Raw genomic sequence first — 17,823 nt, 5'->3', positions numbered from 1 at the left:
TGCGTTGCGCTGTATGTCTGAAAACTAAAGTGTACCCGGCGTTGACCGGGTAATTAAGAAGGGGCGATTGTTTCGCTCCTTCTTTGTGTTTAAAAAACCTATATTTCTAGTGAGGTCGGCTTCTAAGCTTTGTCATTTACTTGAACCTGCGTCGTGAATGCCAAACCTTAGGGGTCTCCACTAGAATAAAATCAGGAAACAAAAATACATGTCAATGTTTAATATTATTCGTAAAGAATTCCAATATGGTCAGTACAACGTGGTACTGGAAACCGGTCGTGTTGCACGTCAGGCCAACTCGGTTTTAATCACCATGGGTGGTGTATCGGTACTGGTGGCGGTAGTTGCACAGCCAACAGCAAAAGCCGGTCAGGACTTTTTCCCACTAACCGTAAACTATCAAGAAAAGCAATACGCTGCTGGCCGTATTCCGGGTGGTTATGGCAAACGTGAAGGCCGTGCGTCTGAGGCAGAAACTTTAATTTCACGTCTTATTGATCGTCCAATTCGTCCATTGTTCCCGGAAGGTTATTACAACGAAATCCAGGTAACAGCAACAGTTGTCTCTTCTGACAAAACCATGGAAGCGGATATTGCTGCCATGTTAGGTACTTCAGCAGCACTGGCAATTGCGGGTACACCGTTCCGTGGCCCAATTGGTGCAGCACGTGTGGGTTTAATCAACGGTGAATACATCCTGAACCCGAACCACGAACAGCTGGCACAGTCTGACCTTGACCTCGTGGTTGCAGGTACAGAAGCTGCAGTACTGATGGTTGAATCTGAAGCGAAAGAACTGTCTGAAGACCAGATGCTGGGCGCAGTGTTATTCGGTCATGACGAAATGCAAATTGCGATTCAGGCGATTAATGAATTTGCAGCAGCGGCTGGCGCAACTGAGTCAACCTGGACTGCACCAGAGAAAAATGAAGACCTTCGCGCGAAATTAAAAGAAGCGTTTGAAGCGAAAATCTCTGAAGCCTATACCATTGCAATCAAACAAGACCGTTATGCTGCTTTGGATGCATTGCAAGCAGAGGCGGTTGCGCAGTTCGTACCTGAAGAAGATGTAGATGGCATCGCAGATGACCTGAATGAACTGTTTGAAGATCTGAAATACCGCACTGTACGTGACAACATCCTGTCTGGTAAGCCGCGTATTGATGGTCGTGACACCAAAACTGTACGTGCGTTAGATGTACAGGTGGGCGTTCTTGATCGTGCTCACGGTTCTGCGCTGTTCACCCGTGGTGAAACACAGGCGTTGGTAACAACGACTCTTGGTAACACCCGTGATGCATTAATGGTTGATACCCTGGCTGGAACCAAAACTGACAACTTCATGTTGCACTACAACTTCCCGGCTTACTCGGTTGGTGAAACGGGTCGTGAGTCTGGTCCTAAACGTCGTGAAATCGGTCACGGTCGTCTGGCACGTCGTGGTGTACAAGCGGTTCTTCCAGCTGCTGACCGCTTCCCGTACGTAATCCGTATTGTATCGGACATTACTGAATCGAACGGTTCATCTTCTATGGCGTCTGTATGTGGTGCATCTCTGTCACTGATGGATGCCGGTGTTCCACTAAAAGCACCAGTTGCGGGTATTGCGATGGGTCTGGTCAAAGAAGGCGAGCGTTTCGCAGTGCTTTCTGACATCCTGGGTGACGAAGACCACCTGGGCGACATGGACTTTAAAGTTGCCGGTTCTGCCAACGGTATTACTGCGCTGCAAATGGACATCAAAATCGAAGGGATCACTGAAGAGATCATGGAAGTGGCATTGAACCAGGCTTATACCGGTCGTATGCACATCCTGAACGAAATGAACAAAGTGATTTCACGTGCACGTCCAGAAATTTCAATGCATGCGCCTACCTTCCAGGTCATTACCATCAACCCGGACAAAATCCGTGACGTGATTGGTAAAGGCGGTGCAACCATTCGTCAAATCACTGAAGAAACCAAAGCGGCAATTGATATTGAAGACAACGGTACCGTTCGCGTCTTTGGTGAAACCAAAGCAGCTGCACAAGCGGCTATTGCCAAAATTCAGGCTTTAACTGCTGAAGTTGAACCAGGCAAAATCTACGCCGGTAAAGTAATTCGTATTGTTGAATTCGGTGCCTTCGTAAACATCATGCCGGGTACAGATGGTCTGCTGCACATTTCTCAAATTTCAAATGAGCGTGTAGCTAACGTGACTGACGTACTGAAAGAAGGCCAGGAAGTGAAAGTCCAGGTTGCCGATGTCGACAACCGTGGTCGTATCAAGTTAACCATGAAAGACATTGATCAGGCTTAATTTCAGGCCCTGATGAATTGAAAAAGCCCGCTTTATGAAGCGGGCTTTTTTATGGCATGATCGCAAAATAAAATGACAGGAATGTGGATGCACGTGGATGCAACAGTATTATTTTTCCCTCCATGACACCACACAACAGTTATTTCTGCATCGGGGGCCGGCCGCCGAGGCAGAATTTATCTGGCTGGACTATACCCGGGAAGATGTATGCCAGCATCCGGAACAGTGGCAGCAACAGGTACTGCAGCACACCCAGCTGTGGCTGAATGAATATCATCTGCGAGATATTTTAAATCTGGAACATCCCTGTAATTTCGACAGTCTGGAAGATTATGACCTGCTGATTTTCCGCAAACTGATTACTCCGGATGACCAGATTCATAACTTTAATGACGAAGCGCATGAGCATGTGTTTGGCTTAAGCACCACACCGGTCAGTTTTATTCTGACCCCGCAGGTGCTTATTACGGTGAGTGAGCAGGGCAATAAAGCCATCGAAAATTATATTGCCCGTTTAGATACCATTTTAAGCCGGCCGGCTGAAGAGCAGAATAAACCAAAAAAACTGGCGACCTCGCCTCTAGATTTGGCCTTACGTTTACTGAACAGTATGGTCGATGACTATTTAAACCTGCGTCATCCTTTAACCCGCCGGGTCGAGTTTTGGCAGCGTGAGCTGTTGCAGGGCCATCGCCGTTTTAACCAGTGGCATCAGTTGCTACAGGAAAATATGGCATTTCAGCATGTGGAAAATCTGTGTGAAGAACAGATTGATACCTTGCAGGAACTGCGCGATGAAATTGTCGAAAACTATCTGCATTTAAAAGGCAAGAAACGCAGTGAAAAACAGGAAATCATGCTGGTGCGGGTAGATGACTTAAGCAGCCATGTGGCCCGCATCCAGAAACATACCTTGCGTTTAAGAAGTGCCATTCAGGCGGCCATTGACCTGCATTTTTCTGCCATTGCCAACCAGACCAATGAAAATATGCGGATTCTGGCGATTATTACCGCGGTGTTTGCACCCTTAACCCTGTTAACCGGAATTTACGGCATGAATTTCGTGATGATTCCGGGGCTGGATTCACCCTATGCTTTCTGGGTGATGCTTGGCACCATGCTTATTACCACCTTGTTGCTGCTGTATTATTTTTATCGGCGGCATATGGTGGGACGCGGTGAAAAAAGTGTGCTGGACATGCTTTCGCAGCGGCCGGATCGGACCCGGATGGACCTGTTCTGGTTTCTGGATTATGTGCCTGGCAAGCCATTACTGCCGGAAGGTCAGAACGCTCTTCGAGATTCTCAGCTTAAACCAAAATAATGCAGCCTTCATTTGCCTGCCCGAAAGAAAGCATCTGCTTTCTTTCGGGCAGCGTGCAGATTTCATCGCACTGCAATAAAAACCGGTTAAGGTGAAGATGAAGGATTTTGCTGGGCCTGCTGCAAAAGCTGATAAATCTGATCTTTCAGTTTTAATTTTTTGCGTTTCAGCGCCTCGATATCATCATTAATCTGATGAACCGGATCAAGCTCGAGCTGGCTGATTTTCCGGTCCAGATGTTCATGATCTTCAAACAGGCGTGCAAAATGTGGGTTGTCTTCGCGCAGTTGTTGCATTAATTCCCGAAACTCCGGGAACATGAGTTTGACCTTTTTGTTGCATTCTTTTGTTTTCATTGCGACCGTCTATTTTCCCAAAAATAAAGAGAGGGAAATACGCAGATTTCCCTGTAGAGAGTAAATGGCGTGGTGCCTAGCTTTGTCTTAAATGCAGATGTTTGACTTCTTTGCGCAAATTTTGCAGCTCATCAATCAGGTCGAGCATCATGGCGACGGCAGAAAAGCTGGCATTAAAATCACGTTGCAGGCGATAGGCCTGGCGGGCACGAGAGACATCTTCCCCAAAAAACTGGTGAATCCGTTCTTCCGGACGTGAAGGGAGAATGTCATATTCTAAAAGCTGTAATACCCATTCCGGGCTTTGACCACAAGCTTCAGCAAAATGCTCTAAATCAAAAGATACGCGCTCATCTATAATTTCAGCTTGTGGGCGACCAGACTGGGAGTTTTCGCGATATTGGATCGTGGTCATGGCTTACTCCTTTTAGCTTGAACTTGTTAAAACAAGGAAGAGCAGATGCATGGGTTGTTCTAACGTAATTTCGGGTCTATGCGCTGCGCTCTTGTTGTTTTATCTGAAGGATTAATTTTATTTAAAACCATATTTCAGCATTTGGCTGTTTTGTTTGGTATTCCTTTGTGCTTGAAACGTAGCCTTGCTTGCTTTTTCGCCATTTTGCTGGCACCAAGGACGCTCAGCAGGCCTACTTTTGGCTAATCTCCAGTTTAAATAAACTGTTTAAATTTTATTCATTATTCAGGCTTTCGAGAGGGACGGACAGAGGGTAGAGCAACTATATTGTTTCAAATTATGTCCATATCATTAAGATAAAATGAAGGCTTCCGTAGAAGCCTCTTGTAAACCTGTTGAAGAATCAGTATTTAATCCAGGTCACGCTACGACCAATCACGGAAACACCGACATAGCCGCGTAAGGTCAGGCGTTTACCGTTGGCACTTAGGCGTGCCTTGCCTTTATAGACTTTGCCGCCAATCGGGTCGAGTACACTGCCTTGCACAAACTGTAACGGGTTTTTTGGATCCTGCCTAAAGCCCCAGATAAATGGCAAGCCGATAAACGGTTTGTTTTTAAGTTGACCCGGACATTGGTGGCAAATATTCATTTTTTCTGCGCCCGGAATGTTGCGGGTTTCAACAATAATACCTTCATAGGTGCCATCTGGCTTTTTACGGATTTCGACATCGGCACGGGAATAACTGGTACGGTCATCAATTGATTTCCATTTCCCCACCAATGGATCATTCTCTGCGAAAGATACGCCTGAAACTGTTGCCAAAAGCAATCCAGCAACAATCCCTGTAAATCCCTTTTTCATGATTATTATCCCACAACGCAATGCGCGTTATTAAAATTAGAGTAAAGTACCTAATTCTATAGAAGAAAATACTGTTAAATCAATGAGATAATAAGTGAAAACGATCACAATAAGATATGAAACTGCTAAGTAGTTTAAGCTATTGCGTGCGCTTGAATTCATCAGTCAGGTTATAAACAGAATATGTGCTTGCGGTAGATGAATAAAGCGGTATGGTTTGTCGTAATCCAGTCGCTTAAAAAAGATGAGTAACAGCTTGAGCGAGATTGATGCTGAGTTCAGTAAAAAGCGTGCGCTATTTGAAGCTATATCTACAGCGCAAAAAGCTTGAATAAACGTATGAAACTAAATATAAAAAAAGAGACCAAACCGTTCTCTGGTTTGATCTCTTGGTCATTTTAAATTGTGCGGCTTAGCTTAGGTGTTCACCAAACAGGCCGAGTGCTTCTTCTGCAGTAAACTGATAACGTGCATTACAGAACTGGCAATCCATAACAATCGGGTTTTGATGTTCCAAGGTTTCGCGTACTGCATTGGCCCCAATCTGGGTTAGTGCCGTAGCACAGCGTTCTTTGGAACAGGTACAGCCAAATTTAAGATGTTCAACTTCTGGCAGACGTACTTCTTCTTCGTTGTACAGACGGTACAGCACTTCCTGAACTTCCAGATCGGTCAGTTCGCTGGTTTTCAAGGTTTCTGTCAGCATGGTCAGACGTGGCCATAAATCTTCATCTACACGTTGCTGTTCTTCTTCGCTATTTCGCGGTAACAGCTGAATCAGCAAACCGCCAGAACGCTGGTCATTGCTGGCCAGTACAATGCGGGTTGGAATTTGTGCAGATAAATCATAGTACTGCATCAGGCAGCCGGCCAGGTTTGGCTTGTCTAAAGGCACAATACCCTGATAACGCTCACCAAATTCCGGTTCAATATTAATAAACAGCACCGGATTGACCAGGGTTTTAAGTACCGTGCTGCTGTCTTCAGCCTGCTGGAAATGTGGATCTGGTTCATAATCTGCCAAAGCACGAATTTCACCCAGATGATTACATTCGGCCATTGCCCATTTAAAGGTGCCACTAGCCTGAATTTGCAGGCTGATCCGACCTTTAATTTTTAAGGTACTGGCCAGCAAAGCGGTGGCACTGAGCATTTCTCCCAAAAGGACCTGAATGGCAGGCGCATAGTCACGTTGGGCCAAAATGGTTTGCAGGGCTTCTTCAAGATGAACAATCTCACCGCGGACAGGGCTATCTTCAATAAAAAAGCGTTGGCGTAAATCAGACATAAAATTCTCCATAACCCTGCATTAATGGTGATGATATTGTAAATCACAAGTCAGTTTGATTCATTACGTGTTACATCAATATGATGGTTTTGTAGTGAACGCTTTAAATCTACACCGGTCGGGCTTTCTCGGACCTGGGCATCATTCTCGAACAGGTGCTCCAGTTCGGCCAGTGCATTGCGATGAGTTTCATAGATTTTTTGCTCATCGGTATAAATATTCTGCTGCTGGGCCAGTAATTTTTCATCATAACTGCGAAACAATTCGATACTCTTGTAAGCATCTTCTTCAGCAATACCCTGGTCGCGTAGCGCGCAATAGGCCATGCCTAGGGAAGATAAATAGGTTTCACGCCAGATGTGTTCAACGCCTAAATCCCGCAACAAATGCACATGATGACGGTCACGGGCACGTACCAGCAGTTTGAGCTGTGGATAATTCAGGCGGATATGCCGAGCCACATTCATCGAGTCTTCAATATCATCAATAGCCAGAATAAAGGTCTTGGCATGTTCAATCCCGGCGGCACGTAAAATATCGGGCTGGGTGGCATCGCCATAATAGACTTTACCGCCATAATTGCGCACAAAATCGACTTTATCCAGGTTGCTGTCAATGGCGGTATAGGGTAGGTGCTGCAAATAGGCCACCCGTGCAATAATCTGCCCAACCCGGCCAAAACCGGCAATAATCAGCGCTGGATGCGCATCGGGAATCTGGTCATATTCCGGCGTCTTGTCCTGATTCAGACGCGGAATCACCTGGCTGGTCATGAACCAGTACAGCACCGGGGTTAGCACCATCGACAGGGTCACCATCAGGGTAATCGGCTCTAAAATGGCCTGTGCCACCACTTTTTCTGTTAAGGCAACCTGTAACACCACAAAGGCAAATTCACCGCCTTGCGCCAGACAGGTGGCCAGTAGCAAACTGTTTTGCCAGGAATATTTAAAATACCGGGCAATTGCGGTCAGGGAAATAAATTTCACCAACAGCAGTACTAAGGCGCCGCCGAGAATGAACAGTGGACTGTCGATCAGCAGGGACATCTGAGTGGTCATCCCCACGGTCATGAAAAACAGGCCGAGCAATAGTCCTTTAAACGGTGCAATACTGGCTTCCAGTTCATGTCGGAATTCGGAATCGGCCAGTAGCACCCCGGTCAGGAAGGCGCCAAGCGTGGTGCTAATCCCCAAGACATCCATCAGGCAGACCACGGCCAGCACAATAAACAGGCCGACCGCGGTAATCAGCTCATGCGCGCCGGTTTTGGCAACAAAACGGAAAAACGGGCGCATGAGATAACGGCTAAATAAAAACAGCCCGCTAAAGGTGGCTAAAATCGCGGCGAAATAGGCCAGCCCGTGATGGGTCGATTCAGTACCGGCCAGCAAGGGAATAATTGCAATTAATGGAATGGCGGCGATATCCTGAAATAGCAGAATTGAAAAAGACTGCTGGCCATAACTGCTGTTCAGTTGCTGTTTTTCATTCAAGAGTTGCAGCACAAAGGCGGTTGAGGACAGGGCCAGGGCAAAACCAATAATCAGGCTGGCGGCAATCTGCTGCTGCAAACTGAAAAACACCAGAATCGCCAGTAACAGGCCAGTGACGGCCACCTGCGCGCTGCCCATGACAAAAATCGACTGACGCATTTGCCAGAGCCGCTGGGGTCTGAGTTCCAGACCAATAATGAACATCAGTAAAATGACGCCAAATTCAGCCAGTTCCTGAATGGCTTCCGGGTCGCTGGCGATATTGAACACACTCGGGCCCAATAAAATACCGGTAAACAGATAGCCGAGTACGGTGGCAATCCCAAAACGCTTGAGCAGCGGAACCAGTAATAAAGAGGCACCCAGAAACAGGGTGATTTGCAGCAGTAACGACATCGACAATCCTAGGAGTTATGGTGCCCTCAGGCTGCAGCCAAAGTCAGTGGTTAACTGAATTCCTGAGGGTCTATATCTAAGCTAAGTTTCATATTTGATGGCTTGTGATGCAACATATTTTGCCACCATGCACGTAGATAAAAATGTAAACGGGCGCGATCTTGCGACAACAGCACCAGATGCGCCTGATAGCGGCCGGCCTTGCGTTCCATTGGCGCCGGAATCGGTCCCCAGATATCAATTAACTGTTCAGAATTTTCTCGCAGCCACTGGGCATGTTGCTGTAAAAACTGCTGGTTCTGCTCCTGACTTTTGGATTCGCAGCGAATCAGGGCGGTATAGCGAAACGGGGGCAGCAGGGCGGCCTGACGTTCTTTTAAGGTTTGCCGGGCAAAGGCACGATAATCCTGCTCGACCAGGGTGCTCAGCAGCGGATGATCAGGACGCAGGGTCTGTAAATAGACATCGCCTTTATGTTCACCGCGGCCGGCACGACCGGCCACCTGCACAATCAGCTGCGCAGTCCGCTCTGGCGCCCGGATATCAACACTTAACAGGCCGGCATCAATATCCAAAATCGCCACTAGAGTCACATAAGGAAAATGGTGGCCTTTGGCCAGCATTTGGGTGCCGAGCAGAATCAGCGGCTGGCTGGTTTGAATGCGGTCATAAATTTTTTGCCAGCTGCCGACGCGGCTGGTGGAATCGCGGTCCACCCGCACTACATCGTAATCCGGGAACAGCTGTTGCAGGTTTTCTTCAACCTTGGCTGTGCCCATGCCCAGGGTTTTCAGTTCATTATGCTGGCACTGCGGGCATTGCTCCGGCTTGCGTTGAATGGTGCCACAATGATGACAATGCAGATGGGTATATGGACTATGATGCAGGGTAAAGTTGGCATCACAGTGTGGGCATTGTGCCTGCCAGCCGCAGCTGTCACAGACCAGCACCGGTGCATAACCACGGCGGTTTAAGAAAATCAGCACCTGTTCTTTTTTCTGCAGGCGTTTTTTGATTTCCTGAATCAGCAGCAGGCTTAGACCTTGCTGCTTTTGCGCAACTTTTAAATCAATGATGTGAATTTTCGGCATCAGTGCCGGGCCGGCACGCTGGTTCAGTTCCAGACGGATCATTTTACCCTGTTCCGTTAAGGCATAGCTGTCAATGCTGGGCGTGGCCGAACCGAGAATCACCGGGCAGTGTTCTAAATGAGCACGGTATAAGGCCACATCGCGGGCATGGTAACGAAAGCCTTCCTGCTGTTTAAATGACAGGTCGTGTTCTTCATCCAGAATAATCAGCCCCAGATTGGGCAGCGGGGTATAAATTGCCGAGCGTGTACCAAGAATAATCGAAGCCTTGCCAGTCTGGGCGGCCTGCCAGGCCTGCAGACGTTTGCTGTCATTTAAACCGGAATGCAGCAGCGCAATATGACAGTGAAAACGTGACTGGAAGCGGCTAATGGTTTGAGGAGTCAGGCCAATTTCCGGCACCAGCACCAATACCTGTTTACCCTGTTTTAGCACTTCCTGCATGATCTGCAGATAGACTTCGGTTTTACCACTACCGGTCAGACCATCGAGTAAAAAGGCCTGATAACGATGCTGCGCTTTCAGTACGGTTTCAATGGCCCGTTTCTGGTCACTGTTCGGGGTTAACGGCATTTGCGCCAGCGTCATTGGCACCGGGCTAAAATCCTGCTGCTCCAGATCGCAATAGCAAATCTGCTTTTTTTCCAGCGCTTTTAAGGTTGCAGTTTCAATACCGGCCAGATTCAGGATATTTTCTGAGGTCCCGCTCGGATGCAGCTTCAGGACTTTATAAGCCTCCTGCTGCTTCTCGGAGCGCTTCAGTTTGGCTTCGGCCTGATCATCCAGCAGTTTCCACATTCGTGCCAGTAAATTATACGGGCGTCCCTGACGTAACAGGCTGGGCAGGGCGCTATGCATCACTTCGCCAATCGGAAACTGATAATACTGCGCCGACCATGTCAACAAAGTTAAAACTTTCTGATCTAGAATCGGCTGCTGGTCGAGCAGCTCGCTAATGGCTTTCAGTTTAATCTTGGGGTCAAGCGGATGATCGGGCGGGAGTTTTTCAATAATGATGCCCACCAGATTCTGCCGGCCAAAGGACACCAGCACCCGCGCGCCAACGGCAGCCTGCTGATATTCAGCCGCACTGAGCATATAGTCAAACCCGTCATACAGATAGACCGGAACAGCTACACGAACACGGTAGATGGGGGCGGGATGAACGGGCGAATTTGGCATAACAGCGGGTCTGCTTCCTGATGAAAATGTCGTCGTGCTCGATCTGGAGTTATGATAGAGTGAGCAAATAATTTATATCTCAGAATATGAATGATTTTGGTGGTGAGACGCAACTGCGTTGAATAATTTTTTGGAAAATTAGAGCATTACAATGCCTGCATATCAGTTTACAGCCCTTGATGCATCAGGAAAGCAGCAAAAAGGGGTTTTAGAAGGGGATTCTGCACGGCAGATTCGTCAGCAATTGCGTGACAAGGCCCTTATCCCGATTAGCGTTGATCCGGTAGAACAAAAACAGAAGCATCAGGCCCAGCGCTGGTTCCAGAAAAAAATGACCGCTTATGATCTGGCCTTAATGACCCGGCAGCTGTCGGTACTGGTGGCCGCAGCCATTCCGCTGGAAGAAGCCTTGCGCGCCGTGGCCAAGCAAAGTGAAAAAGTCCATGTGCAGAATTTATTGCTGTCGGTACGCTCCAAGGTTTTAGAAGGATATTCACTGGCCAATGCCTTACAGCAGTCGGGGCATTTTCCGGATTTATATATTGCCACCATTGCCGCCGGGGAACGTTCTGGACATCTGGATTTAATTCTGGACCAGCTGTCGGACTACACCGAAAACCGCTTTGCCATGCAGAAAAAAGTGCAAGGCGCGATGATTTATCCAATTATTTTAATGCTGATGTCTTTTGCCATTGTGATGGGGCTGATGACCTATGTGGTGCCGGATATTGTCAAAACCTTTGATCAGGACAAAGGCGCCTTGCCGTGGATTACCGTGGCGTTAATGCAAGCCAGTGATTTTATCCGTCTGGCCTGGCCCTTTTTGCTGGTCGGGACGATTCTGGGCATCTTCCTGTTGGTCCGCTTTTTAAAAACCTCGGCCGGCCATTATGCATTTGATCGTTTAACCCTCAAACTGCCACTATTTGGTAAACTGTCACGTGGTATAAACGCAGCACGTTTTGCCAGCACCCTGTCGATTCTGACCCAGTCCGGTGTGCCATTGGTTGATGCCTTAAAAATTGGCGCTGCGGTCAGCAGTAACTGGGTGATCCGTGATTCGGTCAATCTGGCGGCCGAGAAAGTCACCGAAGGGGGGAACTTGGGCACCCAGCTGGAGCGCAGTGGTTATTTCCCGCCGATGATGGTACAAATGATTAAAAGTGGTGAAGCATCGGGTGAGCTCGACCGGATGCTGGAGCGCGCATCGACCATGCAGGATCGGGAGGTGACCACGCTCATCTCGACCTTACTGGCGCTGCTGGAGCCCTTAATGCTGGTGCTGATGGCCAGTATTGTGCTGGTGATTGTGATTGCGGTGATGCTGCCTATTGTCAATATGAATAATATGATTTAAATCGAGACCCATTGAAGATAACAAATGATGAAAGATTCAAGAGAGAACCTGATGCAACGGAAATCCTATTCGAATAAACAGGCCGGTTTTACCCTCATTGAAGTAATGGTGGTGATTGTCATTTTAGGCGTGCTGGCGGCGCTGATTGTCCCGAACGTGATGGGCCGTGGTGAAAAAGCCAAAGTCGATACCACCGCAATTACCTTAAAAGGTGTGGCTGGTGCGCTGGATCAATACAAGCTGGACAATGGCCGTTATCCGTCCATGCAGGATGGTGGTTTAGATGCGCTGGTCAATCAGCCCGCGTCAGCTAAAAACTGGTTGCCAGGTGGTTATGTCAAAGGCGGTTATCCAAAAGACAGCTGGGACAATGACATTCAATATGTAATTCCAGGCTCTGAAGGTCGCGCTTTTGACCTGTATTCTTTTGGTGCAGATGGTCAGCAGGGCGGTGAAGGCACCGATGCCGATATTTATTATCAGCCTTAAGCCGGCTTGATTATAAATGCCGTGATGGAATATATCACTTCACCTGATTGGACTATTCAATTAAAGGTGAAGTGATAATAGCTCTTAATTATAAAAAATATACTAATATCTTGATAAATATAGATTTAAGATAATCTTCCAGATTTGAGATTCATAATAAGAATTATTCCCAACAGTACTGATTACAATAATCCCGGGAATGTGGAGCAATATCATCTATTTATTTCATTAAAACCGTTCATAATAAGTCAAAAGGCACATATTTGTCTGGAGGATGGTATGAAAGCATTAATCTTGTCGGATGAAATTAACCAGTTTCACTGGACGATGCTGAAGTCTGTTCTGCTGATTTTAAGCCTGCTTCCCTTGAGTCAGGGCTTTTTGCATCTCTGGCAAAGCACCGAAGGCAGCAGCCAGATTATGGTCGGTTTCTTCGCCCTGAGCCTGATGAGCTCGTGCTTGCTCTTAAGTTTCTGGTCGGCGCTACAAGCCACTATTTTAAAACTAGAACCAGAACAGGCCTCTTGCTTTGAGCAGGCAGTGGTAAAAGTCTATCGTTATTTGCCGATGCTCTCTCTGGCGGCGATGCTGTCCTATCTGGTGACCCAGCTTTAAATATAGACAAAATAAAAAAAACCGAGGCATGCATTATTACTAGTACCTCTTAATATACAAAATATATAAAAAGACTCCTTCATGGGGTCTTTTTGTATTTAATTTTTTGTCAAAATAATTGTTATTACTAACCCGGATCCTGCTTAAGCCGATGATTCCTTAATTTGAATTGTTGGCTTATTTTGATGGGTTAATTGATATGCACATAGTGAGGCGTAAATTCCACTCAGAAATCCATGAAGACTACGTGCTTTACTCGTCACTAAATTGTATTGCCCCTTCAATAAACTGAATAATGTTTCTATCTTATTGCGTTGTCTTAGGTGATATTCATCTGATGCACAGAGTTGAATAGCCCGCATATTCTTTCGATGATAAGTAATCAAATCAATACCTTGATCTTTCAATCTGATTTTTAATTCTTGGCTAATGTAACCTCGATCCCCGTAAAGTTTTGCTTCTATACCAGCAACCAATTGCTCAACCATTTTTATGTCAGCAACATGTCCATTCGATAAAGCAGAACAGGCAATTTCACCAAATTGATTCATCGCAATATGTAATTTACAGCCATAAAACCAGCCCATTGAGCTTCTACCACGTGATGCAATTTGGACTAATGATTTATGACGCTGAATACGTTGATTTTTACAAACTGGCAGAGTTGTTGAATCAATCCATAAATATTGTGTAGCTTGGTCTTTCATCAGCGCAACATGTAAAGCGTGTAGGGCCAATTGGTGCATATTGATCAGATGAATCATCCTTTGATAGCAAGGCAAGTACTTAAATAAATGGCTTTTATCTTCTTTTAACCAGGTGAAAAAGGCTTTGAAATTATTGAAATGAGAGCATTTGTACCAAATGGCAATAAAGCAGATTTCTGAAATTGTGAGTTGAGCAGTTCTGATTCTTAAGGAACCACAGTTTTGTTTGAGAAACTCCCAATAAGTTGATTCAAATTTAAGAAAAAAATCATCAATTACGCAGAATAATTCGGTACTATTGAACATCAGGACTAGAGTTGTGAGTTTGGTGTGGTAACTCAACTGATGGCTCTAGTCCTCTTATTTTTCAAGTCAATTTCTTATCCGCGATTCAGGTTATTACTAGTAAAAATTATATAAATTATAAAATCTACCCACTAAATTCTATTAAGTTCTATTAGGAATTGATCTTATTTCTGCTTTATACAATTTAGATGTTTTCATGCAGAATCTCCTGCTCGTATCTTAAGAGAAAATTCTACTTTTAGATCCTTTTATTTTTAGGGGGGATTACCCCATTAACGAGAACAATATTTTAAAACGAGGTTGGGAAATTTCAAGATTAGGCGGGATTAAAGATGAAAATGGTCGACCACTATTTAAGTTAGGTTTTATTTCTGCAATAAAAAAAATATTGTTAGAGATTTAAAAAAATGGCTAGCAATATGCTAGCCATTTTTTTTAAAGTTCTTATATACATATAAAAACTTAGATTTATGGTAACCTATTGTTTAATATCATAAAAATCGTATTTTATATACTTTTATATGATTTTAACTAGATATAAAGCAAACCTCGGTTTTTTTATTACGCCTCCCTTTTACAAAGGGTGAGAAGCACTGCTTCGCAAGGGAGGGATTTATAAAGTTAATCCCCTTAACCCCCCTTTGATAAAGGGGGACTTCATAGGCGAATTATCTTCTCGACTTAAAGCTGACATCGACCTTACGTGGACGATAGATCCAGCCCAAAATCAGCAACAGGAAGGAGAAGATCAGCACCGGCCAATCACTAAGGCGAGTATACAAGGTCTGGCCCTGCATTGCCGGTAACTCACCGCGCAGCACTGCTTCCTGATCAATTGGAGCCTGCTGCACAATATCGCCCTGATGGTCAATAAAGGCGGTCACACCGGTATTGGTGGCCCGAATAAACCAGCGGCCATTTTCTTTGGCACGCATCTGCACCATCTGTAAATGCTGCCACGGGCCGGCTGTACCGGTAAACCAGGCATCATTGGACACAGTCACCAGAAAATCACTCTGGCTGGCATTACGACGGGTCAGATTCGGATAGGCCACTTCATAACAGATGGCTGCACCCAACGGTGAGTTATGAATCATCAGCGGTTTTTGCTCTTTGGCACCGCGCGAAAAACCACTCATGGATGGATCATTCTGCAAGGCCGGCAAGACCCAGCTTAACAGGCCGGATAAAGGAATATATTCACCAAATGGCACCAGGCGCTGTTTCTTGTATAAGCCTTCTGAATCTGTACCGGTGGCCATAATACTGTTGTAGTACATCGGCTGGCCATTTTGCTGCGATTCAGGCAGGTCCCAATACGGAATGCCGGTGACCCAGGCACTTCCCGTTTTTTCCGCCTCGGTTTTCATGGCCGCTAAAAACGGTTCGATATCGGTCTGGAACATTGGAATGGAAGATTCCGGCCAGACAATCAGGTCGCGGCCCCATTCGGTGCGGGTCAGTTCGCTGTAGATTAACAGGGTTTTCAGTTGATATTCGGTCAGCCATTTCAGGTCTTGCGGAATATTGCCCTGAATCAAGGATACGGACAGCGGCGGTTCATCTTTCTCGCTGACAAAGTTGAGCTGGGAAGCACCCCAAGCGCCGGCCAGGAGCAGCAATGACGGCACCAGCCAGAAGATGCGTTTATTCAGAATTTCCACCAGCGCACAGGCCAGAATAAGGGCCACAAACGACACTCCGAACACCCCGAATAAGGGCGCATAGCTGTCCAGAAAACGCTCAGTAAAGGCATAGCCGACAAATAGCCACGGGAAACCGGTAAATACCCAGGTTTTGGCCCATTCAAAGAACACCCACAGCGGCGCAAAAGTTAGGGGTGTTTCCGGGAAGAAGCGGCGATACAGCCAGGTTTGAATGGCGGTAAATAGCCCCATGGCCAAGGCCATAATCGCAATCATCAGCACGCTTAAAATGGCCGGGGTATCTCCATAGACATGAATGGAGGTATATAGCCAGAAGGCACCGACAAACCACAGGCCAATACCGTAGGCCCAGCCAATAAAAAAGGCCTGTTTGGCAGAGCGCTGACGTAAAACTGCATAAAGCAAGGCCGGAGACAGCAGGGCAATCCACCAGTAATAATACGGTGCCAGGGCAAAACTGAAAATGGCACCTGCGATTAAGGCAATCAGCAGGGGATAAACTAGCGGGAGCTGTTTGTGTTGTTGGGATGAATCTAACAGCTTGGTGAAATAAGTCCTCATTGACGTACAGCTCGAATCAGATGAATAGTGCGTGCATCTGCTTCAAGAATCTTAAACTGCCAATCCCCAATTTCAATAATTTGACCTTGCAGATCACTCACCAATCCAATTTCCTGAAGCAGTAAACCGCCGACAGTTTCTACTTCATCGTCAGAAAAATCAGCATCTAAAACATTGTTAAAGTGTTCAATTGGTGTAAGTGCCTGTACCAGCCAGGTGTTGGCGGTCTGCGGATCATGATCGGGCACAATGTATTGTGCTTCGGCATCGGCCTGATCATGCTCATCTTCAATTTCACCAACAATTTCTTCCAGAATATCTTCGAGGGTTACCAGTCCTGAAGTGCTGCCATATTCATCAATTACAATGGCAATATGGGTCTGGGTATTTTTCAGCATACGCAGGACCTGATCGGAACGCGCACTTTCTGGCACAAACAGTGGCTGACGCATCAGTGCCCGGATATCAACCTTCGGCGTTGGTTCGGTCAAAAAGGGCAACAAGTCTTTGGCCAGCAGAATCCCCACTACATTGTCAGGTTGGTCTGAAGAAAAGACTGGAAAGCGTGAATGGGCCGACTCGACCAGTACATGCAGAATATCCAGCAGCTCATCATCTTCCTGCAAGCTGATCATGGAAGTGCGCGGGGTCATAACCTCACGGATTTTGGTGGCCGGCAAATCCAGCACACCTTCCAGCATTGCGACAGTATCGGGTTCTAAAAAACGACGTGAATCTTGTACTAATTTTAGCAATTCATCGCGGGTTTCCGGTGCAGTACCTAACCATTTACGTAAGCCACGCATACCCCACGATGGGCCTGATTCCTCGTGCATGATCCTTCCTAAAGACTCGTTATATCTAAAAAACTTGATTTAATCATACCGCAGAAAATACAGTTGTCTATTGTTTATCGACTTTCGCTGAAACAATGAATTTGATGATTTATCAGGCGGATAAAGCCAGCTTGCGGCATCAGTGGTTTTGCTGGCTTTGTGTTAGAATAGAAAAATTGTATCTCGCCGAGTTTTATTATGTCTGATTCATCCATTACCCCTGCCATTCAGCTAAATACGCGCGGTCTGCGTTGCCCTGAACCAGTGATGATGTTGCATCAAGCTATTCGTAAATCTAAATCGGGCGATGTGGTGGAGATTTTTGCCACCGATAATTCTACTTCGTGGGATATTCCAAAATTCTGTATGCATTTGGGCCATGAGCTGCTGTTACAGGAAGAAGTGCTGGATGCTGCCGGTAATAAAGAATTTCATTATCTGGTCAAAAAAGGCTAGGCCATCCTCCACAATGCCGCGGTTTTAAAGGCTATGCTTTTTATCGGATAGTTACATATTGATAAACAAGCGGCCGGGTTGAAGCGATGTTTTATGTGGTTATTTTGTATAAAA

The 17,823-nt window shown here is 46.2% G+C and carries 15 protein-coding genes; 6 read left to right on the top strand and 9 right to left on the bottom strand.

From position 1 onward, the window contains the following. Window positions 1-214 precede the first annotated feature (214 nt). Window positions 215-2,302 (top strand): polyribonucleotide nucleotidyltransferase, encoded by a 2,088-nt coding sequence (gene pnp / locus P253_RS11990; RefSeq protein WP_171065134.1) that lies wholly within the window; start codon window positions 215-217, stop codon window positions 2,300-2,302. A 97-nt stretch (window positions 2,303-2,399) separates the two neighbouring features. After that, window positions 2,400-3,626, top strand: coding sequence for a magnesium transporter CorA family protein (locus P253_RS11985; RefSeq protein WP_016659639.1), 1,227 nt, complete (start codon window positions 2,400-2,402; stop codon window positions 3,624-3,626). 86 nt (window positions 3,627-3,712) lie between these two features. On the opposite strand, the gene P253_RS11980 is transcribed toward P253_RS11985, so the two are convergent. The 6 genes from P253_RS11980 to P253_RS11955 form a co-directional block, all read right to left on the bottom strand. After that, entirely contained in the window at window positions 3,713-3,982 is a 270-nt protein-coding gene (locus P253_RS11980) for an HP1242/YdcH family protein (RefSeq protein ID WP_034598128.1), read from the bottom strand. A gap of 76 nt (window positions 3,983-4,058) precedes the next feature. Further along, entirely contained in the window at window positions 4,059-4,397 is a 339-nt protein-coding gene (locus P253_RS11975; protein WP_005181858.1) for a chaperone modulator CbpM, read from the bottom strand. A 403-nt stretch (window positions 4,398-4,800) separates the two neighbouring features. Continuing rightward, on the bottom strand, window positions 4,801-5,262 hold the full coding sequence (locus P253_RS11970) for a DUF2147 domain-containing protein (RefSeq protein WP_016659638.1): 462 nt from the start codon (window positions 5,260-5,262) through the stop codon (window positions 4,801-4,803). Between the two features lie 412 nt (window positions 5,263-5,674). Next, window positions 5,675-6,550 carry an Hsp33 family molecular chaperone HslO gene (gene hslO / locus P253_RS11965; RefSeq protein WP_005181862.1) on the bottom strand — a complete coding sequence of 292 codons (876 nt, stop codon included), beginning with the start codon at window positions 6,548-6,550 and terminating at the stop codon, window positions 5,675-5,677. 50 nt (window positions 6,551-6,600) lie between these two features. Further along, a complete protein-coding gene (locus P253_RS11960; RefSeq protein ID WP_016659637.1) occupies window positions 6,601-8,442 on the bottom strand; it encodes a monovalent cation:proton antiporter-2 (CPA2) family protein in 1,842 nt (613 codons plus the stop codon). A 50-nt stretch (window positions 8,443-8,492) separates the two neighbouring features. Next, on the bottom strand, window positions 8,493-10,715 hold the full coding sequence (locus P253_RS11955; RefSeq protein WP_005181868.1) for a primosomal protein N': 2,223 nt from the start codon (window positions 10,713-10,715) through the stop codon (window positions 8,493-8,495). 151 nt (window positions 10,716-10,866) lie between these two features. On the opposite strand from P253_RS11955, the gene gspF reads away from it, so the two are divergent. From gspF to P253_RS11940, 3 genes are all read left to right on the top strand, one after another. Beyond that, window positions 10,867-12,072 carry a type II secretion system inner membrane protein GspF gene (gene gspF, locus P253_RS11950; protein WP_005181870.1) on the top strand — a complete coding sequence of 402 codons (1,206 nt, stop codon included), beginning with the start codon at window positions 10,867-10,869 and terminating at the stop codon, window positions 12,070-12,072. 51 nt (window positions 12,073-12,123) lie between these two features. After that, window positions 12,124-12,561, top strand: coding sequence for a type II secretion system major pseudopilin GspG (gene gspG, locus P253_RS11945; RefSeq protein ID WP_005181871.1), 438 nt, complete (start codon window positions 12,124-12,126; stop codon window positions 12,559-12,561). Between the two features lie 279 nt (window positions 12,562-12,840). Next, entirely contained in the window at window positions 12,841-13,176 is a 336-nt protein-coding gene (locus P253_RS11940; protein ID WP_016659636.1) for a hypothetical protein, read from the top strand. Window positions 13,177-13,319: 143 nt separating this feature from the next. Here the strand turns inward: P253_RS11940 and P253_RS11935 are convergent, their stop codons facing one another. The 3 genes from P253_RS11935 to P253_RS11925 form a co-directional block, all read right to left on the bottom strand. Next, a complete protein-coding gene (locus P253_RS11935; RefSeq protein WP_035363502.1) occupies window positions 13,320-14,189 on the bottom strand; it encodes an IS982-like element ISAcsp2 family transposase in 870 nt (289 codons plus the stop codon). A 668-nt stretch (window positions 14,190-14,857) separates the two neighbouring features. After that, on the bottom strand, window positions 14,858-16,417 hold the full coding sequence (gene lnt, locus P253_RS11930; protein WP_016659634.1) for an apolipoprotein N-acyltransferase: 1,560 nt from the start codon (window positions 16,415-16,417) through the stop codon (window positions 14,858-14,860). Next, a complete protein-coding gene (locus P253_RS11925) occupies window positions 16,414-17,253 on the bottom strand; it encodes an HlyC/CorC family transporter (RefSeq protein WP_005181878.1) in 840 nt (279 codons plus the stop codon). Before P253_RS11925 ends, lnt begins: the two co-directional genes overlap by 4 nt. Before the next feature lie 198 nt (window positions 17,254-17,451). Here P253_RS11925 and tusA point away from each other — a divergent pair, with 198 nt between their 5' ends. Further along, a complete protein-coding gene (gene tusA, locus P253_RS11920) occupies window positions 17,452-17,709 on the top strand; it encodes a sulfurtransferase TusA (protein WP_005181880.1) in 258 nt (85 codons plus the stop codon). Window positions 17,710-17,823: the final 114 nt, after the last annotated feature.

This window comes from Acinetobacter indicus CIP 110367, from assembly GCF_000488255.1.
GTDB classification, from domain to species: Bacteria; Pseudomonadota; Gammaproteobacteria; order Pseudomonadales; family Moraxellaceae; genus Acinetobacter; species Acinetobacter indicus.
The sequence above is the reverse complement of the archived record's forward strand: the minus strand, read 5'-3'. Positions and strand labels throughout refer to the sequence as shown.